Raw genomic sequence first — 20,271 nt, 5'->3', positions numbered from 1 at the left:
ATGCCAGACCAATATAACTTTTTGTACCCTCGCAGTCGTTACCGTGGCGCGGTGAAGCCTGAGAACTTAGTTTTTAATGCTAATTTGCAGGAGTTTTCTCAGCGCGTGAGCTATATTTCTTGTCTAGAAACTGGCGGAAAATTGACGCCAGAAGAATCTTATCGAGAGATTCGCTCGCTCTGGAAGCAGCTTAAAAAGAGCCGAAAGCAGTTAGGCATCGGCAGTAGCAATCCTAATTCGGAAAATTCTTAGTCAGGGACAGCGAATTAACTGAATCAGCATGGTTGAATCTGCTTAATGAATTCTGGAAGAAAACGCGCGATCGCTGACTCTTCCAGAATTTTTTACTTTCTTCAGCCCTCACCTCAGACCACTGAAGAAAGCGGGCGTTTTGCAGCAACACGTTGATAGTACTGCTGCAATTGCTTAGTGGCGGCTGACCAGTTCCAGCGCTCCGCTTCTTGTCTAGCATTACGCCGCAGCGTTTCTCGCTCTTCTTGTTGAGAGAGCAGATATTGAGTTGCCGCGATCGCGCCTCCCTCGTCTTTTGGATCAAACAAAAAGCCGTTGACCCCATCTTCTACAATGTCGGGAATTCCCCCCGATCGCGCTGCTACAACTGGGCATCCGGCGGCCATCGCTTCGAGCAACACTAATCCTAGTGTTTCGGTTCGAGACGGAAACACAAAAGCATCGGCAGAGGCAAACGCAGACGCTAATTCTTGCCCTTCAAGATAGCCGACAAAATTTGTAGGCGTGTCTGCAAAATGCTTTTCTAAAGCTTGGCGGTTCGGTCCATCTCCTACCAAGGCTAAGCGAGCGTTAGGAATCGCGTCCAGAATGGGTTTGATGCGATCGATTTCTTTCTCGGCGGAGAGCCGACCCACATAAAGCAACAATGGCGCTTCAGGACGCCCTTGGCTTAAGCGGTTTCGCATCTCCAAACTGGCGAGATGAGGCTGAAAAGTTTCGGTATCGACTCCACGTTGCCACAGGTTTACCCGCTCGATGCCGTGTTCTGTGAGGGCTTGCAGCATGGCAGTAGACGTACACAAATTGATCTCTGCCTGATTGTGTCCAGCTTTTAAGAGTTCCCACAGGACTCCTTCTAACAGACCCAAGCCGTAATGCTGAAGATATTCGGGCAGATGAGTGTGATAAGACGCAATTAATGGAATATCTAGAGTCTTGCTATAAAACAATCCTGCTAATCCAAGGACAGCAGGATTCACAATGTGAATGATGTCAGGTTTAAAGTCCGATAATTCGTACCCGATCGCAGGGCGCGGCAACGACATTTTCAATTCTGGATACAATGGTAACGGAAATCCAGATACGCCATAAATCCTTGCGCCTTTGTATTCGGTTAGCCCTCCATCTGGCGAGAAAATTAAAACTTCATCACCTAGGCGTTGCAGATGATCGATCGTGTGCCGCAATCGAGTAACGATGCCATCAACTTTAGGAAGGAACGTCTCAGTAAATAAAGCGATTCGCATAAATGAAGAGATGAACAATAAAACGGTTACTGCTGCTTAGGGAGTGTGCATCCATGCACACCAATTGCAACAATCACACTCCCTAGTAGAACGCCTACGCCTTCTGCAAAACAGTTGAGGCGGTGTCGCATTTCTGCTGATTCTGCAATAGATAACTCTCGCATACTCGCGCCTGCGATAATGAGCCTTTCATAGTTTTGATGACTTTTATCTAATGCCGTCCAATCCGCAAATAAGTAAAAAGTGCTGAGCGCCATTGCTCCTAATCCAGGCAGAACCGTTGTCAGCAGCAATATCAAAACTCGAAGGGGCATGAGCTATCGCTTCCACGTTACTTTGGGCAGAATGTGAGACTCATCGACTCGATGTTTGTATTTCATCGCGAAGTTAAGCAGCGAATCGAGCAGTGAATCTGACAGGAAGTGGGGCTGAAGTCCGAGATCTAGCAAATTGGTGTTTTTAGCGTTGAAGTAGTGTTCTTCTTTCTCAATGCGAGGATTGTCCACGTTTTGAACGTCTACTTTCACACCTAATGCTGATCCGGCTTTCTGCACCATGTTTGCTAGGTCACCCACACTAAACATTTCGGTGAATTGGTTGAAGACGCGGAATTCTCCCGGATTGGCAGGGGTCGCGATCGCTAGCTCAACGCACCGCACTGTATCGCGAATGTCCAACAGTCCGCGAGTCTGTCCACCTGTTCCATAAACTGTGAGCGGGTGACCTACTGCTGCTTGAATGCAGAATCGGTTTAATGCCGTGCCGAACACGCCATCGTAATCGAGGCGGTTGATCAGCAATTCATCCATGCCCGTTTCTTCAGTCAAGACCCCGTACACGATGCCTTGGTTAAGATCAGTAGCACGTAGACCCCAAATCTTGCAGGCGAAATGAATATTGTGAGAATCATGTACCTTGCTGAGGTGATACATGCTTCCAGGCTGCTTTGGATAGGGCAGTGTGTCCTTGCGCCCGTTATGTTCGATCGTGATGTAGCCTTCTTCGATGTCAATATTGGGTGTGCCGTATTCGCCCATTGTACCGAGCTTGACCAAGTGGCAGTCGGGGAAACGCTCTTTAATGATGTAGAGCAAATTGAGCGTTCCAACAACGTTATTGACCTGAGTTAGCACCGCATGCTCGCGATCGATCATGGAGAAGGGAGCGGAGCGCTGTTCGCCAAAGTGAACAACTGCCTCTGGCTCAAACTGATTGAGTGATTTATCGAGAAATTCGTAGTTCGTGATGTCACCAATGAAAAGATCGATCGTTTTACCCGTGAGATCTTTCCATCGCTTCAAGCGTTGTTGAATCGGCGCGATCGGCGTTAAGGTATCGATGCATAACTCGTTATCCCAATGTCGCCGCACTAGACTATCCAAAATTCCGACGTCATAGCCTCGATTTGACAAGTACAAGGCTGTCGCCCAACCGCAATAGCCATCACCACCAATCACTAGAACTTTCATCTTGCTCAATTTTATGTGCTGATACTTTGCCAAATCTACCAGGTTTGGGGTCGCAGTTGATAGTAGTTAATGAATGGGCGTGGGTGTAAAGAACAGAAGAGATTTGAGACAGTGAATAGGCATCTAGCTGGAGAGTTAAGTTGCGGTTAAGACAAAGCAGAAATTGGAGCAGTGACACTCAGGAGCTTGGCAGAGCCATTTTTTCTCTTTCTGAAGTTGTGCTTTTCGCTAGTTGCGGCAATACCGAAAACCCTCAGAATTCACACATCTTTCGATTTGCCCTGCAAGGCTATAAGTGAGTTCATGAGCAGAGTTAAAAATAGCGGTTTGTAAATCTATGGTTGAACGCTCTCCTATCACAGTTGTAAAGACGCAATTAATTGCGTCTTTACAACATGGCATCGAAGCTAGTCAACAGGTCTACAACACTACCAAATCACGGATACGAAGCATAGAGATTACACCTGGTCTACGTCACGCTTAAAGTCATCTTTGATATCCTCTTTGACATGACGAGCCGCCGCTTCTACCTGCTTTGCTTTCCCTGCCATTTGATCTTTAGGATCGCCTGTCAACTCACCTACAGCTTCTTGCACTTTGCCTTCAATGTTTTTAGCTGCTGCCTTCGCTCTTTCTTCTAAGCTCATGACATTACTCCTTAATTGATTTGATTTTAGATACTTAATTTAGTGATAGTTACTGATTTATCAGAAGAGCATTAACTCAGAGAGAAATTAACTCATTCCGCACAGTCTGTTTTCTCTTCTGATAATTAAAAAAGTAGCGGGGTTTGCTCCCTAAAACATCAATCTACAGAAGGAAGTGTTTAAGCGATCGCGGGTATAAAACTCCTACTTAAGCATGAGGTGAGATTGCGATCGCCGCTAACTTTACCTCAATGCATTTCTACCCAAAGGGGGGCATGGCTGAGCCAAAATGTCTGGTAGGTTAGGACATATAAAAGTTACATGAATAAAAAATTTAATACATTTAGACATGTAACAACAATTGTTTAGTACACATAGATTAATAGAACTAAGCCTGATAAGCATAAGGCTTACTGAGCGAAGTTATTATGTGTTTACTGTTGTTTAATCACTACCAGAAACCGAATAAGTTTTGTTACGGTTTCGCTTGAACGTAAACTACTCATTACAAGTGGGAAAATTATGAGCCAAGATTCTAGCAACGCTAAAACAACTGCTACCGATTCAGCAGACCGAGTGCAAGAAGACCATTACGATCGCGGGATTGTTCCAGCAGAGACGGCGGCTCGTAGGGAACGAGAAGGCGATCAATTCAAGACGACTCCGACTGAAGAGAGAGAAGCGGGTGCGGCAACGGACGATCAGACAGACAATGAGAGCATACGTACAACCGATGGATATACGGTTGATAAGGAAGGACTGGTGAACAACTACGCCATCGAGCCGGAGATGTATTACGAGGTTCCGGGCGATGCAAAACAAGCAGAAGCGGAAGCAGAAGCAGAACGAGCTGAAGAGTACCGCGAAATTAATCAGGATGAAAAAGGGAAGCTAACCACCGAGGGCGATCAGCGCGGCAAAGGGCCGGGAGCGGTCTAAGGGTCTAAGCGTTGGAGCATCATAAGCAACGTTTCTAAAAAAGGTAAAGGACAAACTATTCCCTCTCAAAGTTCATCCTTGATCAATATCACACTGCCATAAACGAAGCGATGGTTAGACTACACATCTGACCATCGCTTCGTTTATGGCAAAACTACTCGCATTAGTATCAGATACAACAGGCAGAATGGCAGCGGATGAGTAGCGGATGCATTACAATGCTTCGCAACCAATGGATGAGATTAACAACTCATTCACTATATTCTGACAGCCGTTACTCATCCGCTGCTAATGGAGAATTATTAACTCAAAGCACGACCTATCCTATTGTTCTAGTTAATAGAATTGGACAGTTTGCATAGACTCGAACATAGTCAGATAGCGACGTACCTAACAAGCGATCGAGGTCTGGTAATCCTTTCGCGATCGAGGGACGACGATCGGGCGATCCAAGCATCAGCAGATCGGTTTTAACCTCCTCTGCCATTCGGCAAATTGCCTCTCCCGCTTTACCTGTTGTCACAAAGCAGCGATAGTTGATGCCTAAACGTTTGGCGTCTGCGATCGCGCTGGCAAACACTGGATCTTTTTCAGCCTCTGCACCTTTTTTATCGGCTGTCACTTTTGGATCAGCACTGACGTTAACTAAATTGAGTTGTCCGCCCTGAATGTCACGCAATAGAAATAGAGCAAGATTGAGGCATTGTTTTGCTGCTTCCGATCTGTCGATCGCAACGGTAATCCGGCTTAGATTCCGAACATAAATATCGTCTTTTACCAGCAGCATCGGGCGCGAGGTCAACTGAAACACATACTGGCTAACAGAATTTTCTAAAATCGAGACGAGCCGCTTTAGACCGCGCGACCCCATGATGATTAAGTTAGCATCGATTTCATCTGCAACCTTGAGAACAACGTCTTTCGGGTCGCCCTGGCGGAGAACGGCAGACACTCGGCTTGGGTCAAGCTTGAGCGATTCAACAGCTTTTCCTAATAGCTTTCCGCCTTCTTCCCAACGCTGCGACATCGCCTCAGACGTGACCTGTTCGGGAACAACATGCAGTACCGTTACCGATGCACGCTGAATCGATGGAATCTCCATCAGCGCTTTTAACATCTCTTCGGAGTGTCCGGTTCCTGAATCAGCCAGTAAAATTTTTTCTATCATCGCATTACCTCGGTTTAATTAGACTAGAGCAAAACGGAAACACCTAGCTCGACATTAATCCTGTAAACTACACTTTCCGTTACTCATAGCCAGGTCTAGTCGTGATTTTTGTAGGACGATCGTGAACGTGACAGAACAATCTCAACTCCCCACTTCCAACATTATCCAACCTTCGTTGTCTGTCGTTGCAGAAGATTGGTTTAAGTATTTGGTGAAAGTCCATCCTCACCATACCGACTATGCGGGTATAGTCTGGCATGGAACCTATTTGACCTGGATGGAAGAAGCTCGTGTTGAATGTTTACGATCGCTGGGAATTGAGTTTGCCGATTTGGTCGCTGCGGGCTGCAATCTCCCTGTAGTTGAGGCATCCCTTCGCTATCACCAACCGATGCGAATGGGAATGGAGGCAATTGTTAAGACTCGGATTGGGGATATGGAAGGCGTCAGAATTCACTGCGATTATCAGATTCAATCGCTCAACGGTGAACTGCTGTTTTTAACGGGTCGAATTACGCTGGTGGCAGTGGATTTGCAGAATGGAAAGGTGATGCGACGGTTGCCGCCGAGCATGAAAGATGCGTTGGAGAAAATGAGATAAAGCTTAACGTTTACTGGGCATCTAGGGTTTACTGGGTGTCTAGGGCTGGTGCTGCTAGTTCTAACGTGCTCATCCTTTCAGGCTTGGCGAAGCCAATTCAGATGTCAGATTCAATAAAGCATCATCTTGGCGCTCTTTATCAATGCCTTGACTAGACTTTGCTAAATAGATCCCAATCAAAACTAAGCCAAACGCCAGCCCACTGGCGACGCTGATCTGTTCGGCAAATATGATCCAGGCGAAAATGGCTGTCAGAATCGGATCGAGCAGCAGAAACACAGCAACAAAACCTGCCGAAAACCGCTTCAGGTTGTGGGCCTGAAGACTTTGCCCAATGACTTGACAAATCACACTCATCGCGATCACGCATATCCAACCCGACCCACTGTTGGGAAACACAGGTTCTCCGGTTAGCAATACAATCGGCAAGGTTAAAACAGATCCGATCGCAGAACACCACAGCAAAATAGTTGAGGCAGAAAATCGGGTTCGCAAGTGTTCGACCAACATCAGATTGGCTGCCGACAGCACGGCTGACCCGATCGCGGCGGCATCGCCTACAAAGTGTTCCCCAGAGACTTGCCAATCTTGGGCTGCAATCAAGCCCGCTCCGCCAAGTGCGAGTGCCATCCCGACTAAAAAACGGTTGTCAAACCGTTGTCTCAAAAATAGCCAGCCTCCGATCGTAGTAAACAAAGGCGTCACGTTATGAAACAAGTTGGAGTTAGCCACGCCAGTCTGAGTCAGCGACCAAGCCCACATGAGTAGTGTCCCGACAAACGTGCAGGACATCGCGATCAGCAGAAGTAACGTTTGCCCTGTAAAGGGTTGTGGTGCAACAGCAGGCGGTTGGCGGCGCATCGTGATCACTTGCCCCACACCCAGTACGATCGCTCCGACCCAGAATCGATTAAAAATGGTCGAATTCGGTCCTAAACTTTCTTCATTTAATCGAATAAAAATAGCAGCAGAGGAAAGGGCAAAAATCGCCAGAAGTAGAGTCGTCAGATCGATGAAGGTGATAGGCTGCCACTCTAACTTCTGTTCTAACTTCTGTGGCAGTCGTAGTTGATGGGTCATATTCAGTGCCTAAAAGCCGTCTTAACACCCCTCATCCTTTAGGCAAAGCGTTAATTCATAGGGATTACGTATGCTCATCAAAAATTTGCCTCCAAGTCTCAAGTTTAGAAAGGAGATAATCTTCCGAATTTGAGGATTTTGGAGGGAGAATGCGTAAGTTCTGACTTAGTTATCTCTTCGCAGAAAAAGTTAACTAAGCTAGGGCTAGAATGCTTCGTGGATGGGAATAACTCTTATTATTGTTGCATTTTAGGTACACAAAACACGCATCAAGAAATGAATTCCACCATCATTCTCTATTTGTGTGTAGAAATGATTTGTATGTAGAAATGCCGTGTCGCAATTAGCACAAAACGCAACTTCGGAAAGAATGACTTTGCCACATTCTAAGCGACGGCGAATCGTGAGAAATATCTACCGCACCTCTTGGTGGCGTTTAATCCATAAGAGAGGAAGCAGCAGCTTGAAGAACGCAATATGTCTATGTACACTTCATACAGATTTAGTCTATCGGTAGAAAGATAGACTTTTCAATCGCTAGAACAGCAGAATCTAAAGGTTGATACTAATGAGAATTGTACAAAACCCAAAAGTGAACGAAATACTTAACGATTTAGCATTTGTGTCAGATCTTTTATGAATAAGTTTGTGCCTTCAGACTACAAGTTGAGAGAATATAGTAATCACTTCGATATCAGGATTAGAAACAGAACCTACATTGCCAATCACAACATAACAGTCCTCGTCAAGCATGTCTTCAGGTAGGCGAATGAATTACATCCGCTGGTCAACCTGAATTTCTAATTCAACTAAACTGCTGAGCGTAAAACCCTGCGTATCGCCCGCCTTCGGCAATCAGTTCCTGATGCGTGCCAGATTCGACCACCCGGCCTTTTTCTAATACCAAAATCCGATCAACCCGTCGTACCGTTGCCAATCGATGGGCAATAATGAAAACTGTTCGGCTCTCCATAATGCGTTCTAGGGCTTCTTGTACCAACGCCTCAGACTCAGAATCGAGTGCAGACGTAGCTTCATCGAGAATCAGAATGCGGGGATTGAGCAAGACGGCTCGTGCGATCGCCAGTCGTTGCCGTTGTCCGCCTGACAAATTCACGCCGCGCTCACCTACCCAAGTGTTATACCCGTCGGGGAACTGACTAATAAATTGATGAGCATTGGCAATCTTCGCGGCTTCCTTCACCACATCTAGGTCGAATTTGGACTGTCCAAACGCGATGTTTTGCGCGATCGTGCCCGTAAACAAGGTCGTTTCTTGCGGCACAATTCCGATCTGCCGTCGCAAACTTTTGAGCGAAATATCTCGGATGTCGATGCCGTCTACCCGAATTTCTCCTGCTTGCGGATCGTAAAAGCGAGGAATCAAATTGACGAGCGTGGTTTTTCCGGCTCCAGAAGTTCCAACCAGCGCCACCATTTCTCCCGGAAGCACCCGCAAATTTAAGTCTTGCAGCACAGGTCTGCCGACTTGATAGGCAAAGCTGACCTGATCGAATTCCACTTTGCCATTGACAGAGGGCAGCGGTAAGGCGTTTGGCTTTTCGACAATCGAGGGCTTTAAATTGAGCAACTCAAATATTCGATCGACCGAGGCTTCTCCCTGCTTAAACTCGTTGTAGTTATTGGTCACCGTTGCGATCGGCTCAAACAAAATTACTACTGCCACGATGTAGCTAATAAAGCCACTTCCGGTTAAGTTGCCTTGAGCGATCTGAATTCCGCCGACCATCAACAGCGACAGCATACTCAACGCTTCTAGAAAGCCCACCACGGGGTATTGAATCGCTCTGAGCCGCTCGGTTCCATATTTGGCTTGCCAATTACGCCTCGCCGCATGATTAAACCGCTCAATCGAGTAGTCTTCCGCCGCAAACGCCTGAACGAGCCGAATACCGCTAAACATCTCAATCAGCAGTGCCGACAGATCCGAAACCCGATTTTGGCTCCGGTAAGAGAGCGATCGCAGTTTCTCACCAAACCAGGCAATCAGAAATGCCATTAGGGGAGCCACAATTAGCGTTGCAAGCGTTAACTGCCAGTTGAGAATCACCATGTAGATCAGCATGATCACCAACCGCAGCACGTTTGGCACAAACTGATGAAACACCTTATTGATCACTTCGCCGATGCGATCAACATCCTCCGTCAGTCGATACGCCAAATCTCCTGTTTGCGCCGTTTCAAAATAGCTCAGACTCAACTGTTGAATATGGGCATACGCCTGTTGCCGCAGTCGCAGCGCAATGGATAACGCCGCCTTTGCCATTAGCGTATCCTGCCCGTACTGAACCAGCTTTTGGCTCCCCCAAACCAGTGCAGCGAAACCTGCTAGCTGAGCTACGCCACTCACTTTTCCTGCCGCAATCAACTCAGACATCTGCTGAGCCAGCCATGCCAAAATGGGCCACGTCGCCGTAAAGACCAGAGTACAGGCCATCGCTTGTGCAATGGTTTTCCACTGAGGGCGCACGTAGGGAAGAATCTGCCAGTAGCTAGAGCGATGTTTCAAGGTCGGTTAGATTTTCGGTCTTGGTAGATGTGAAAAACAGATGGCAATAACGAGACAACAATAATCATTAGGATAATCGGTAAGAGGTACTTGTCGAGTTGCTCGGCGGGCAGAATTTGTCCCAGAAAATAGCCGAGGAGCGTAACGCCAAACGTCCAGAGCAACCCCCCTACAACGTTGTAGAGCAAGAACGTACGGTAGTGCATGGTGCCAATGCCTGCCACAATTGGCGCAAATGTCCGAATGATCGGCGTAAATCGTGCCAAGATGACTGCCCGTCCACCATATTTTTCGTAGAACTGTTGAGCCGTGACGAGGTGCTTCTTATGAAACAGCCAAGAGTCTTCTTCTTTAAAGAGTCGTCGTCCAAAGCGGCTACCTGTGGCGTACCCCACGTTATCGCCAAGTACAGCACAGACAAAGCTGCCAAACATCAGTAGGTTGAGGTCAAGTTTTCCCAGCGATGCCAAGAAGCCAGCAATAAACAGCAGGCTGTCTCCCGGCAAGAAAAATCCTATCAGCAACCCAGACTCTGCAAAGATAATCCCCCAGATGACCAACAAACCACCCCAAAACCCCAAGTGTTCGATCGTTTGCTGTAGGTGTGGTACATCAAAGAAGTTCATGCTTTCCTCATCTCAAATTTTATGACGGGCGATGTCGTTGCTTTGTGCCACAACGCAAATTCCTCCCTTACAAACTACGAATTCTAACCTCCTCTTCAGGACACCATGACTCATTCATGACCCATCCATGACTCATTGTGATGGACTTCGCCTCAATCCGTTCTTTCAAAATATCAGCAGTGTCTCACGAAACCGCAGAACTTCTACTAAAGTCAAGGTTTCTCTAAACTCAAGATTCTTTCAGCTTAGATTTTCTGTAATCAGTTTTCTCTCGTTAACGGGTACTACAGGGTTCGAACCTGTGACCGACCGCTTAGAAGGCGGTTGCTCTATCCACTGAGCTAAGTACCCAAGGGGAAATGTATTTCAATATGATAGACGGCTGTGGGGGAATTGGGAACCAGGGTAGACCGAACACCAATGACAGAACCCCCTTTGAGAAGAATTTTTAGGGTGAAAATAGAAAACTTAATATCTCTCAATCTATAAGTCTCAATCTACAAGATGGCTTGGATTTTATAAGGCGTATGTAAATCGAGCGCTAGAAAAAGGGAATTCAAAGGTGTGAGACATTTGTTCTGAAACATGAGTGCAATGACACGCTGCTGACAATGACTGAATTGCCGCGTCAATTCTAACGATCGCAGGCATAATGGCAACTGTTTACGGGGATCGTGTCTCGCAATCCCATACCCCTCCTCTAGCTGTTTTATGTTCATCCTGAAACGGCAGGATGTTGAAATCACCAGCATTCAACATCCTAAACGTGATCAAAAAGTTCCGATTCTGTCCTATCAGGGGCAGACCTTTCGACTTATCAGCGTGTTCCAAGCCAACCAAGAGGAAGAGGCAAGGGCATTTTGGCGTGAGCTAACCGATAACCAAGGGAAAGCCTGCGTTTTATTAGAAGAACCAGAACGCTATAGTGTTTGGGGCAAAATTCGCCTCGATCAGTTGGGTAACGAAGCAGCTCCTAGCGGTGTTGTTGGAGGGGTGCCACCCACCGTATTTACTCAAGCCTGTCTGCTGATGCTGCAAGCGGTGTATATCGATATCGAAGATTTTATGGGCACCAAGCAAGCGGCAACCTTTCAGAAAGAAATGGCAGATGTCTTCTCGAAAGGGCGATTTCCTGAAGCAGAGACTCCAGAGGCAATCAAACATCTGCTGACGGTTGACCCGCTCAACAGTCAGCGAACTCCTGTTTGGCAAGATAAGCATTTGAGTGTGCTGCTGCAAGAGCTACATCGTCTCAGCAAATCCTATTTTGGGAAGTCTCCTTTTGTATCCCGCATTTTAGAAGCTCTGCAAGATTTATCACCGAGCGATCGCACTCAGTTTGTAAATTGGATGCACCAATTACCCGTCGGTAAGCTATGGCAGTAGTGACAAATATTTAAGGTATAGCTGTTTTTACGCTAGGACTCACCCAAACCCATTCCCCTTGTTCTATTGAAAATCAACGTATGAGTAGTTCACTAGGAAAATCTGCGACCAAATCTGCATCGGTGCAAACGATTGTGTTTGCAGAAATCATTTGGGCGGTCTTAGCCCTGCTATTTTTTCTGTTGTTTAGTGTTGCTGATCCTGGCAAAGACCGCGAAAGCTGGTACCTCTTGGGAACCGCCGTGTTTGAAATTGCGGCGTTTGCCTCAGCCGCTATCTTATGTTTTAGAAATTGGCTGAGTCCACAAATTGTGAGTGGTCGTCGAGTTTGGCTGGGTATTGGGTTAGGAATGCTGTTCTATGTGCTTGGCAGCATTTTGTTTACCGTGTGGGAAGTCGGATTCAACCAAGAACCTGATGTCTCTCCGGGCGATTTCTTTTATATTCTCACTTACCTTTGTCTGGGTTGGGGAATGATCATGGCATTCGCCGATCGTCGCCTCAATTTGGAACTGTGGCAATGGGGTATTGTTGCTGGGATTGCCGCCGTGAATATCGCGCTGGCAACTTCGATTACGATCGCGGGCAATGCTCAGAATGCTCCTCAAGCCGATCTATTTGGCATCGCTCCAGTTTCGGCACAAACGGCTCCGGTGAAGCCTCAAAAGCCTGTTATGATGTCACCAAAACCTAGCACTCTAGCCTCTCCGAGAGTATCCGTCACGCCTAGCTCAAGTTCTGCGCCGCAAGTCAGCCCGCTGCCGAGTCCGTCTGGTGTGGTAGCTCCAAAGATTTCTTCTAAAGCAGAGGAGCTTAAACAACCTGTACCAGAATGGGTGAGCGCGATCGAGGACGGACTCAAACCTCTGAAAGCCTTTGTCAATTACTTCTACGTTATTGCCGATGTGTTTATCATTATTATTGCAACGACGTTGTTGCTTGCTTTCTGGGGCGGGCGATTCTCGCAGTCGTGGCGAATGATTGCGGCGGCAGCGTTCTCGCTTTACATCGCCGATATGTGGCTGAAGTACGCGACCAGTCCCCTGTTTCCGGGCTATCCTGACTATCAAAGTGGCGGATTGCTAGAAGTATTTTGGGTGTTTAGTGCTGTTTTGTTTGGCATTGGTGCAGCGCTTGAGTATGACCTCAGCCGATCGCGTCGGACGGGAGGACGGCGAAGAGCTTGACGTCATCAGGAAAATTCTACGGCGGCGATTCAACTTTTCGGCATTCCTACAATTGGGGATGCCTTTGTCGTGGTAGGCGATTTTTGATCAGATCAAGGCTTTTTCCGGCAGATAAGTACTCGGTGAAAATTTGCTGCGGCAGTGTCAACTGATCGATCTAAAGTCCCTCGCAGCTTGTCTCTAGCGATCGTAAAGTTCAGCCTTAAGCTTCTAGCGGCATAGCTCGATCGAGGCTTACCTTAAGGGCGTACCTTTTGGTCGTTATAATTAAACATGGCAACTAGCAAAGGCTTCTCTATGTTTGGTCGCCGCGCTGCCCCGCGAAGCATTCTTCCAACGGCTCCCCTCCCCGATCCAATTGGTGAAACCATCCAGACCATTATTGCGCTGCAAACCAAAGCAGAACGAGATGTTGCCCCTCATCAACGTAGAGTTGAACTCATCACTGGATTTTTTGGGCGTCCTGCTTTTTTATACGGGCTGATGGCTGCGATCGCGCTTTGGCTGCTTCCCAATCTTTTGCCTGCTGCATGGGGCATTCCTCACTTTGATCCCCCACCGTTTGAGGGACTCGACAAAACTATTAGCATCGTCTCGCTGCTAATGACGGCTGGCGTGTTAGTGCGGCAAAGTCGGCAGGAGTATTTGGCTGAACAACGCGCTCAGCTCAGCTTACAACTGAACCTTTTATCCGAGCAGAAGATTGCAAAAGTGATTGCCTTAGTAGAGGAACTCCGGCAAGATTTACCGGAGGTCAGCGATCGCTACGATCCGGAGGCAGAGGTGATGCAACAAGCGGTTGATCCACAGACGGTGGTTGAAACGCTAGAAGAAACGCTGACCGTGGAATTAGCGCGGTTGCAAAACGAATCTAAGCAAGCTGAATCATAACGCTGAGTGCGATTCTTGCGGAGCTGTGCCTTACGGTAATTGCACTGGCGCAAACATTTTGAGAAATCCCAGCATTTTAGGAACGACGGAACAGAGAAGAAATTGTAGACTGCGCTGATTCTTTAGCATCGCGCAACTTCTGTGTGACGGGTTCTTGAGTGTGCAGAAAGACACGTGCGCAGTTGCGTCCCGGCATCCCTGAAATTGACCCGCCCGGATGGGTTCCAGCCCCTGTCAGAAACAGCCCCTCGATCGGCGTTTTGTAGTTGGCGATTTCCGGTAGAGGACGGAAAAAGATCATTTGATCTAAAGTCATATCAATGTGATAGTAGTTGCCATTGACTGCCCCTAGTCGCTCTCCCAATTCTGCCGGGCTCTCTACCCGCCGCGCGATCGTTGCCCGCTTAACATTTGGCGCATACTGAGCCAGTTTGTCAATGCAACGATCGGCAACCTGATTCTTGATCTCGTCTGTCCACCCTGTCCCATGTTTGCCTGTCCCTTCCAATCCAGCAATTTTGTAGGGCGCAAAGAACTCAATCCAAACTGTATGTTTACCGTCTGGAGCCATTGAGGGATCAAGCATGGTTGGTTGTACAACATACATGGATGGATCGGCGTCTGGGATGATGCCTTGACTCGGATCAGCGTGCGATTTCTCTACGTGCCGCACCGAATCTGCAATTAGCACTGAACCAATTAAGTATTCATCGCGATGATTGTATTGCTCAAATTTCAGTGGCTCTGACATCGCCAAGTCAATTTTGAGAATCGTTTCATTGTTGTTGACAATCCGTCGCTCCAGATGCTCACGCAATGTCGGATCGGCAGCATCGACCTCGGCGGGGTTCAGTAGGTGCAAGAACACGCGCTGAGCATCGATATTTGAGATTACGCCTTTGGTCGCTCGGTACTCCTTACCATTAGCGGTACGGACACCCACCGCACGACCATCATCGACCAGCACTTGTTTCACCTGCTGATCGGTTAAGATCACGCCGCCTAATGTCTTGACCAGATTAAGCAATGCCTGCACCAGTGCCCCTGTGCCCCCTTTGGGTCTTGCCATACCAGGATTGTGCCGCATGGCCATCATAATCATGCCGATACCTAGCATTTTTTGAGAGGGTGGCGCACCCAGTTCGGCTGCCAGTCGTGCCAGCGGAGCTTTGAGAAATTCTGAATCAAACCACTCGTTGACGACATCTTCTGCACTGTTGAGCATGGTGCGAATCAGATCCAGGGTCTTGATGGGCGACCCCATCACAGAAACCAGATCTCGAATTTTCTTGAGGTCATAGTTGCCCGCAATGTCAATGATTGATTTAGGCGGGGCATTGAACATGGGGGTCATCGCGTTCAGCACCTGCTGCCAATACTGAGTGAACTGGGCATAGCGCTCTGCGTCGCGGGAGCTGTAGCGGGCAATCTCGGCACAAGTTTTTTCAACCGAGCGATGTCCTAGAAAATACTTTCCATCAGGATGGGGACAGAAAACGACAGGATCGCAGAACAAATACTCTAGCCCGTACTTAGTCAGTTCTAATTCCTCGATGACTGGGCCTAGATGAATGAATTCATGATCAATGGCGCAAAGATTAAACTTAAACCCAGGTGCGTCTTCGGGTAGCGCCTCTTCCGTGGTTGCGGCTCCCCCTGGAACGGATCGCTTCTCTAAAAGCAACACGCGATAGCCCGCCTTGAGTAAGTAAGCTGCACAAACTAATCCATTGTGCCCTGCGCCAATAATCACCACATCATAGGTTTCCATGAAAGCCGCCCTAGAACGAATAGAATTTCAGATTGAAGCAAAATCAATAAATTATCTTCTCGCTATGGATAGAAACAGGGTAGGGGCAGCAGTTCTTACAGTGACTCGCTCAGTTCAGCTAAGAGGGTTTCTAGGGCGGTTTTGATGGCGATCGCATCTGTCGTTGTCGTGCCAAATTGCCGCACAACAATACTTGCTGCCAAGTTACCCAACACTGCCGCTTCCCACACTGTCGCTCCTGCGCTTAACCCTAATGTCAGCGCCGCTACCACGGTGTCCCCAGCTCCCGTAACATCAAACACCTTAGTGCGATTAAACGCGGGGATATGCTGCTGCGCTCCCTTTTGGTCGAACAGCGTCATGCCCTGTTCGCCGCGCGTGATTAGAAGGTGTTCTGCTTGAGTGAGTCGCAGCAGATCGCGCCCTGCCTGAGATAGCGTTTGAGCATCCGTAATCGAATAGCCCACCGCAAGTTCTGCCTCTGGTAAATTGGGGGTGAAGATAAACGCTTTCTGATATTGAGGCATCTGTTTTTGAGAATCAATGATCGTGCGAGAATGCTTCAGTGTTGCCTCGATCACGGGTTTAGTTAGCGTTCCGTCGCCGTAATCTGAGCAGACGATCGCATCTACAGCATGAATCTGTTCAAAAATGTATTGGGCTAACTGTTGCTGAAGCTCTGGGCTTGGCAGCGCATCGGATTTGCGATCGACTCTAACAATTTGTTGAGTCACAGATTGCCTTGCATGACCCGAAATTCGAGTTTTCGTTACCGTTGGACGATCCGGATCAAGAAAAATTCCGTCTGTATTCACACCGACGGTTTCAAGCAGTTGCTGTAGTGCTTGCCCTTGTAAATCTTTTCCCAGTAATCCAACGGCTTTTACGGTTGCTCCTAACTTTGCAAAGTTGTAGATCGAATTTGCTCCGCCGCCGGGAACTTGTTGCGTTTCTTCATGACGCAAGATTAGAACTGGAGCCTCGCGCGAGACTCGTTCGACCCGTCCCGTGAGAAATTCATCTAGCGTTAAGTCACCCACTACTAAGATGGTGGCTTGAGCGAAGTGATCAAGATAAGTGAATAAGCGATCGCGGCTCTGACGCAACCGATCAGTAAATGAAGGATCGAAAGACATGGTGGGTTAAGTTGCCAGGAACCGACAGAAATTAGATTTGTCGTCAAATAAAACAAGTAAATAGTCGTTTATCTTTCGTTTCCCGACAAGTCTCTATAATTATGTCGTATTGCAATTAGCCTTGCGAAGCTCGTAGGCTCGTTTAAAGTATTGGGCAATTATGGGGCGATTGCCAACGTTGCTATTGATCTCTTCTACGCTTTACTTCGGACATTTTGGATTCGAGTGCAGTTTGATGGCGCTTATATATCTCGATCGTCAACTCTTGCGATTTAAGTTGCTCTTTCAGTTGCTTAGCGGCATCGGTGTGCCTTTTCTTTTGCAGCGCAGCATGTTGAGCCAGTGTTGAAGCTGCCTTTTCTGAAGCAAGTCGCTCCCGTCTCTGCCATTTTGTTGCCTCTGCAATAGCCTGCTCGAATTGTTGCTGAGCGGGCTTTTGGTCAGCGATCTCGTTAATCACTGCTTGACGAGTTTGCACCAACGCTTCTTGCATTTCAAGCAAAAGCTTCTCTATGCCTGCAAGAGGATCGCTGGCTTGGTTAATATCATCGAGATTTGCCCTAATTGGACGGCTAACGCGATTATAAAGGCTCACAGGCTTTTCCAAATTCAAGCTCAATCTGCTCGCTAAATGGCTTGCAACTATAAACAGGATTCCCGCTACAGATGCCATTCAACCGCTAAAGCAGAACAGAAAAGCCCTCTTGATCAAAGGGTCGGGGTTGCAATTACGAGCTACTTTCCACCTTCCGCTGTTCTAAATACACCGCACTTTGATCTTGTCCGCCGACTTGAATTTGCTGCAAGCGAACCGTTCCCTTCACCACGATCGGCGTGCCTTGCATCGGAATCTGATTTGTCGTGACAATCCAGATGCTGCCCGTCTCATCTTTTAACTCATAGGCACGAACACCACCCATCAATGGAGCTTGCGCCCCAACCACACCCCGCACATGTACCGAAAAATGTTTTTTATTTTTCCCAATATCACGAACTTTTGTAATGTTGCCAAGATCAAACACCGATAACATTCGCTCTCCTGGCGAAACCGTTCCAGGAGCCGTAGAACCTGTGCAACTCATCAAACTAGCGAAACAGAGTAAACCGAGACTCTGATGGAGGATCAAAGGAGGGAGACGCATGATCGCTGATTTAGGGTAAGGGAAATTGAGGGTCAAGATAAGCTTCTATCGTCTTTTTGCCATAAGATCGCCCGAATCTGCGAAACTAAGAAAAGTTTGTCAAACGAAGGGCAAACGGCATTAGGACTATTGCATACTCATTGTAAGAAAAGTCTTTCTAGTGTCAATTGTTTCTCAGCATTTTCTGCTGAGATATCTTTCGCTGTGCTGTTGTAGTCGCGCACTTTATGTCTTCTGTTGCTCAATTACTAGATGGAAAAGCCTTAGCTCTACGAATGCAAGCGGAGCTAACAGAACAGGTGAAAACTTTGCAAGCTAAGCACGGACGTGCTCCAGGGTTGGCTGTTTTGATGGTGGGAGACAACCCAGCCAGTGCCGCCTATGTCCGCAACAAAGAACGTGCTTGCGAAGCGGTTGGAATTGTGTCCTTCGGCACTCACTTTCCTACTGACACTACGCAAGCAGAACTAGAGCAAGTGATTCAGACTCTCAACCGTGATGATCGCGTGGATGGCATTCTCGTTCAGCTTCCCCTGCCCGACCATCTCGATAGCGTGGCATTGCTCAATCAGATCCATCCTGATAAAGACGCAGACGGCTTGCATCCAATGAACCTCGGTCGTCTTATGCGCGGAGAACCGGGGTTACGAAGCTGTACGCCAGCAGGCGTGATGCGGCTTTTAGAAAAGTACAACATTGACCTGCAAGGCAAGCAAGCCGTTGTCGTCGGTCGAAGCATTTTAGTCGGCAAACCAATCGCGATGATGCTCTTAGAAGCCGATGCTACCGTGACGATCGCGCACTCGCGATCGCACGATCTTGCCGCGCTGTGCCGCAGTGCCGACATTCTAATTGCCGCTGTCGGTCGCCAAAATTTGATCACCGCCGACATGGTAAAACCGGGAGCCGTTGTGGTAGATGTAGGCATCAACCGCATCACTGACGAAGCCGGCAAAAGTCGTCTCGTTGGAGATGTAGATTTTGGTGCAGTGCAAGCGATCGCAGGCTATCTCACTCCTGTTCCTGGTGGAGTTGGTGCGATGACTGTGACCATGCTGTTGCACAATACTGTATGGAGTTACTTGCAAAAATTTTAAGAACACCTGCGGCAAGGCTCCGCACCCAGGGACAAGCGTTGAATTTAAGCCGTAATTAACGCTAAACCTCTTCAATTCACCCTCATTCTTCATCCCTTTAAAATCGTAGAGGCAATCCGCATGATAGCAACCGGTGAGACCCAAACCAATAAAGCCAAATCCTTCGATCTGAAGGCATATTTAGCCGCACGGCAGCAACTTGTTGAAGCGGCCCTCGATCGCAGTCTCCCGGTTATCTATCCTGAGCGGATTTACGAGTCGATGCGTTATTCTCTCCTAGCAGGCGGAAAGCGCTTACGCCCGATTCTTTGTCTCGCCACCTGTGAACTTGCAGGCGGCACAATTGAGATGGCGATGCCCACCGCCTGTGCGCTGGAGATGATCCATACCATGTCTCTGATTCACGATGACCTGCCCGCTATGGATAACGACGATTATCGGCGCGGCAAACTCACGAACCACAAGGTATTTAACGAAGCCGTTGCGATTTTGGCGGGAGACGGGCTTTTGGCGTACGCCTTTGAACACATTGCTGAAGAAACTCACAACGTCCCTGCTGATCGATTAATGAAAGTAATTGCTCGTCTTGGCCGGGCAGTCGGTGCGGCGGGGCTTGTTGGTGGTCAAGTCGTCGATCTCGACTGCGAAGGAGCAAAAGACGTTACGATAGAGACCCTGAATTTCATTCACACCCACAAAACGGCGGCCCTATTGGAAACCTCTGTAGTGAGCGGTGCCATTGTTGCAGGTGCATCTGATGAGGATGTGCAGCGATTATCCCGCTATTCACAGGCGATTGGGCTTGCCTTTCAAATCGTAGATGACGTGTTGGACATCACCTCATCGTCTGAAGAACTGGGCAAAACGGCGGGCAAAGATGTCTGCGCTGAGAAAGCAACTTATCCTAAGCTATGGGGCGTGGACGAGTCGTGTAAACAAGCCCAAAAGCTGGTTGAACAGGCAAAGTCAGACGTGTCTCCCTACGGCGAAAAAGCCTATCCGCTAATGGCGATCGCAGACTATATCACGGCTCGAACCAACTGATGGAGAGATTGCGAATGAGGGATGAACGTGTAATTTCAGTCTCTTCCAGCATTTTCTC

General features: G+C 48.0%; 20 protein-coding genes and 1 tRNA gene. 8 read left to right on the top strand and 13 right to left on the bottom strand.

What is annotated here, in order from left to right; translation table 11 throughout:
* Nucleotides 1-252: a DUF7219 family protein gene (locus tag AC5JLB_RS24375; RefSeq protein ID WP_495876422.1), complete on the top strand. Its 252-nt coding sequence runs from the start codon at nucleotides 1-3 to the stop codon at nucleotides 250-252.
* A 113-nt stretch (nucleotides 253-365) separates the two neighbouring features.
* Here AC5JLB_RS24375 and AC5JLB_RS24370 read toward each other — a convergent pair whose 3' ends face one another.
* The 4 genes from AC5JLB_RS24370 to AC5JLB_RS24355 all read right to left on the bottom strand — a co-directional run bounded on the left by AC5JLB_RS24370 (nucleotide 366) and on the right by AC5JLB_RS24355 (nucleotide 3,615).
* Nucleotides 366-1,499, bottom strand: a complete 1,134-nt coding sequence (locus AC5JLB_RS24370; RefSeq protein ID WP_495876421.1) for a glycosyltransferase — start codon at nucleotides 1,497-1,499, stop codon at nucleotides 366-368.
* Between the two features lie 26 nt (nucleotides 1,500-1,525).
* Nucleotides 1,526-1,813 (bottom strand): hypothetical protein, encoded by a 288-nt coding sequence (locus AC5JLB_RS24365; RefSeq protein WP_495876420.1) that lies wholly within the window; start codon nucleotides 1,811-1,813, stop codon nucleotides 1,526-1,528.
* 3 nt (nucleotides 1,814-1,816) lie between these two features.
* Nucleotides 1,817-2,968: an NAD-dependent epimerase/dehydratase family protein gene (locus AC5JLB_RS24360; RefSeq protein ID WP_495876419.1), complete on the bottom strand. Its 1,152-nt coding sequence runs from the start codon at nucleotides 2,966-2,968 to the stop codon at nucleotides 1,817-1,819.
* Nucleotides 2,969-3,426: 458 nt separating this feature from the next.
* On the bottom strand, nucleotides 3,427-3,615 hold the full coding sequence (locus AC5JLB_RS24355; RefSeq protein WP_495876418.1) for a CsbD family protein: 189 nt from the start codon (nucleotides 3,613-3,615) through the stop codon (nucleotides 3,427-3,429).
* A 522-nt stretch (nucleotides 3,616-4,137) separates the two neighbouring features.
* On the opposite strand from AC5JLB_RS24355, the gene AC5JLB_RS24350 reads away from it, so the two are divergent.
* Complete coding sequence (locus tag AC5JLB_RS24350; protein WP_495876417.1) at nucleotides 4,138-4,554, top strand: hypothetical protein; 417 nt, start codon at nucleotides 4,138-4,140, stop codon at nucleotides 4,552-4,554.
* Between the two features lie 319 nt (nucleotides 4,555-4,873).
* Here the strand turns inward: AC5JLB_RS24350 and AC5JLB_RS24345 are convergent, their stop codons facing one another.
* The gene (locus AC5JLB_RS24345) at nucleotides 4,874-5,722 is read right to left on the bottom strand and encodes a universal stress protein (protein ID WP_495876416.1); all 849 of its coding nucleotides are present in this window, start codon (nucleotides 5,720-5,722) and stop codon (nucleotides 4,874-4,876) included.
* 127 nt (nucleotides 5,723-5,849) lie between these two features.
* Here AC5JLB_RS24345 and AC5JLB_RS24340 point away from each other — a divergent pair, with 127 nt between their 5' ends.
* Entirely contained in the window at nucleotides 5,850-6,323 is a 474-nt protein-coding gene (locus AC5JLB_RS24340; protein WP_495876415.1) for an acyl-CoA thioesterase, read from the top strand.
* 69 nt (nucleotides 6,324-6,392) lie between these two features.
* Here the strand turns inward: AC5JLB_RS24340 and AC5JLB_RS24335 are convergent, their stop codons facing one another.
* From AC5JLB_RS24335 to AC5JLB_RS24320, 4 genes are all read right to left on the bottom strand, one after another.
* Entirely contained in the window at nucleotides 6,393-7,403 is a 1,011-nt protein-coding gene (locus tag AC5JLB_RS24335; protein ID WP_495876414.1) for a DMT family transporter, read from the bottom strand.
* Nucleotides 7,404-8,208: 805 nt separating this feature from the next.
* Nucleotides 8,209-9,933, bottom strand: coding sequence for an ABC transporter ATP-binding protein (locus AC5JLB_RS24330; RefSeq protein ID WP_495876413.1), 1,725 nt, complete (start codon nucleotides 9,931-9,933; stop codon nucleotides 8,209-8,211).
* The gene (locus AC5JLB_RS24325; RefSeq protein ID WP_495876412.1) at nucleotides 9,930-10,559 is read right to left on the bottom strand and encodes a DedA family protein; all 630 of its coding nucleotides are present in this window, start codon (nucleotides 10,557-10,559) and stop codon (nucleotides 9,930-9,932) included. The genes AC5JLB_RS24330 and AC5JLB_RS24325 overlap by 4 nt, the downstream gene beginning before the upstream one ends.
* Before the next feature lie 278 nt (nucleotides 10,560-10,837).
* Nucleotides 10,838-10,910: transfer RNA gene (locus AC5JLB_RS24320), tRNA-Arg, on the bottom strand.
* A gap of 360 nt (nucleotides 10,911-11,270) precedes the next feature.
* Here AC5JLB_RS24320 and AC5JLB_RS24315 point away from each other — a divergent pair.
* From AC5JLB_RS24315 to AC5JLB_RS24305, 3 genes are all read left to right on the top strand, one after another.
* Nucleotides 11,271-11,945: an Npun_F0813 family protein gene (locus AC5JLB_RS24315; protein ID WP_495876411.1), complete on the top strand. Its 675-nt coding sequence runs from the start codon at nucleotides 11,271-11,273 to the stop codon at nucleotides 11,943-11,945.
* A gap of 80 nt (nucleotides 11,946-12,025) precedes the next feature.
* On the top strand, nucleotides 12,026-13,132 hold the full coding sequence (locus AC5JLB_RS24310; protein ID WP_495876410.1) for a superantigen-like protein SSL4: 1,107 nt from the start codon (nucleotides 12,026-12,028) through the stop codon (nucleotides 13,130-13,132).
* Between the two features lie 273 nt (nucleotides 13,133-13,405).
* Nucleotides 13,406-14,023: a DUF1003 domain-containing protein gene (locus tag AC5JLB_RS24305; protein ID WP_495876409.1), complete on the top strand. Its 618-nt coding sequence runs from the start codon at nucleotides 13,406-13,408 to the stop codon at nucleotides 14,021-14,023.
* Between the two features lie 76 nt (nucleotides 14,024-14,099).
* Here the strand turns inward: AC5JLB_RS24305 and crtO are convergent, their stop codons facing one another.
* From crtO to AC5JLB_RS24285, 4 genes are all read right to left on the bottom strand, one after another.
* A complete protein-coding gene (gene crtO / locus AC5JLB_RS24300) occupies nucleotides 14,100-15,794 on the bottom strand; it encodes a beta-carotene ketolase CrtO (RefSeq protein WP_495876408.1) in 1,695 nt (564 codons plus the stop codon).
* Between the two features lie 95 nt (nucleotides 15,795-15,889).
* Nucleotides 15,890-16,930 carry a bifunctional heptose 7-phosphate kinase/heptose 1-phosphate adenyltransferase gene (locus AC5JLB_RS24295; RefSeq protein WP_495876407.1) on the bottom strand — a complete coding sequence of 347 codons (1,041 nt, stop codon included), beginning with the start codon at nucleotides 16,928-16,930 and terminating at the stop codon, nucleotides 15,890-15,892.
* 181 nt (nucleotides 16,931-17,111) lie between these two features.
* On the bottom strand, nucleotides 17,112-17,525 hold the full coding sequence (locus AC5JLB_RS24290) for a PspA/IM30 family protein (protein WP_495876406.1): 414 nt from the start codon (nucleotides 17,523-17,525) through the stop codon (nucleotides 17,112-17,114).
* A 133-nt stretch (nucleotides 17,526-17,658) separates the two neighbouring features.
* A complete protein-coding gene (locus AC5JLB_RS24285) occupies nucleotides 17,659-18,072 on the bottom strand; it encodes a hypothetical protein (RefSeq protein ID WP_495876405.1) in 414 nt (137 codons plus the stop codon).
* Between the two features lie 227 nt (nucleotides 18,073-18,299).
* Here AC5JLB_RS24285 and folD point away from each other — a divergent pair, with 227 nt between their 5' ends.
* A complete protein-coding gene (gene folD / locus AC5JLB_RS24280) occupies nucleotides 18,300-19,169 on the top strand; it encodes a bifunctional methylenetetrahydrofolate dehydrogenase/methenyltetrahydrofolate cyclohydrolase FolD (protein ID WP_495876404.1) in 870 nt (289 codons plus the stop codon).
* A 120-nt stretch (nucleotides 19,170-19,289) separates the two neighbouring features.
* Nucleotides 19,290-20,213 carry a geranylgeranyl diphosphate synthase CrtE gene (gene crtE, locus AC5JLB_RS24275; RefSeq protein WP_495876403.1) on the top strand — a complete coding sequence of 308 codons (924 nt, stop codon included), beginning with the start codon at nucleotides 19,290-19,292 and terminating at the stop codon, nucleotides 20,211-20,213.
* Nucleotides 20,214-20,271 lie beyond the last annotated feature (58 nt).

It is taken from the genome of Myxacorys chilensis (assembly GCF_059505265.1).
The sequence above is the reverse complement of the archived record's forward strand: the minus strand, read 5'-3'. Positions and strand labels throughout refer to the sequence as shown.

What these genes read in the sequence shown, in the direction of transcription:
- folD (WP_495876404.1), top strand. Translation starts at nt 18,300, where the DNA reads ATGTCTTCTGTTGCTCAATTACTAGATGGAAAAGCCTTAGCTCTACGA.
- AC5JLB_RS24305 (WP_495876409.1), top strand. Translation starts at nt 13,406, where the DNA reads ATGGCAACTAGCAAAGGCTTCTCTATGTTTGGTCGCCGCGCTGCCCCG.
- AC5JLB_RS24355 (WP_495876418.1), bottom strand. Translation starts at nt 3,615, where the DNA reads ATGAGCTTAGAAGAAAGAGCGAAGGCAGCAGCTAAAAACATTGAAGGC.
- AC5JLB_RS24345 (WP_495876416.1), bottom strand. Translation starts at nt 5,722, where the DNA reads ATGATAGAAAAAATTTTACTGGCTGATTCAGGAACCGGACACTCCGAA.
- AC5JLB_RS24365 (WP_495876420.1), bottom strand. Translation starts at nt 1,813, where the DNA reads ATGCCCCTTCGAGTTTTGATATTGCTGCTGACAACGGTTCTGCCTGGA.
- AC5JLB_RS24375 (WP_495876422.1), top strand. Translation starts at nt 1, where the DNA reads ATGCCAGACCAATATAACTTTTTGTACCCTCGCAGTCGTTACCGTGGC.
- AC5JLB_RS24335 (WP_495876414.1), bottom strand. Translation starts at nt 7,403, where the DNA reads ATGACCCATCAACTACGACTGCCACAGAAGTTAGAACAGAAGTTAGAG.
- AC5JLB_RS24360 (WP_495876419.1), bottom strand. Translation starts at nt 2,968, where the DNA reads ATGAAAGTTCTAGTGATTGGTGGTGATGGCTATTGCGGTTGGGCGACA.
- AC5JLB_RS24370 (WP_495876421.1), bottom strand. Translation starts at nt 1,499, where the DNA reads ATGCGAATCGCTTTATTTACTGAGACGTTCCTTCCTAAAGTTGATGGC.
- AC5JLB_RS24285 (WP_495876405.1), bottom strand. Translation starts at nt 18,072, where the DNA reads ATGCGTCTCCCTCCTTTGATCCTCCATCAGAGTCTCGGTTTACTCTGT.
- AC5JLB_RS24310 (WP_495876410.1), top strand. Translation starts at nt 12,026, where the DNA reads ATGAGTAGTTCACTAGGAAAATCTGCGACCAAATCTGCATCGGTGCAA.
- AC5JLB_RS24315 (WP_495876411.1), top strand. Translation starts at nt 11,271, where the DNA reads ATGTTCATCCTGAAACGGCAGGATGTTGAAATCACCAGCATTCAACAT.
- crtO (WP_495876408.1), bottom strand. Translation starts at nt 15,794, where the DNA reads ATGGAAACCTATGATGTGGTGATTATTGGCGCAGGGCACAATGGATTA.
- AC5JLB_RS24325 (WP_495876412.1), bottom strand. Translation starts at nt 10,559, where the DNA reads ATGAACTTCTTTGATGTACCACACCTACAGCAAACGATCGAACACTTG.
- crtE (WP_495876403.1), top strand. Translation starts at nt 19,290, where the DNA reads ATGATAGCAACCGGTGAGACCCAAACCAATAAAGCCAAATCCTTCGAT.
- AC5JLB_RS24350 (WP_495876417.1), top strand. Translation starts at nt 4,138, where the DNA reads ATGAGCCAAGATTCTAGCAACGCTAAAACAACTGCTACCGATTCAGCA.
- AC5JLB_RS24295 (WP_495876407.1), bottom strand. Translation starts at nt 16,930, where the DNA reads ATGTCTTTCGATCCTTCATTTACTGATCGGTTGCGTCAGAGCCGCGAT.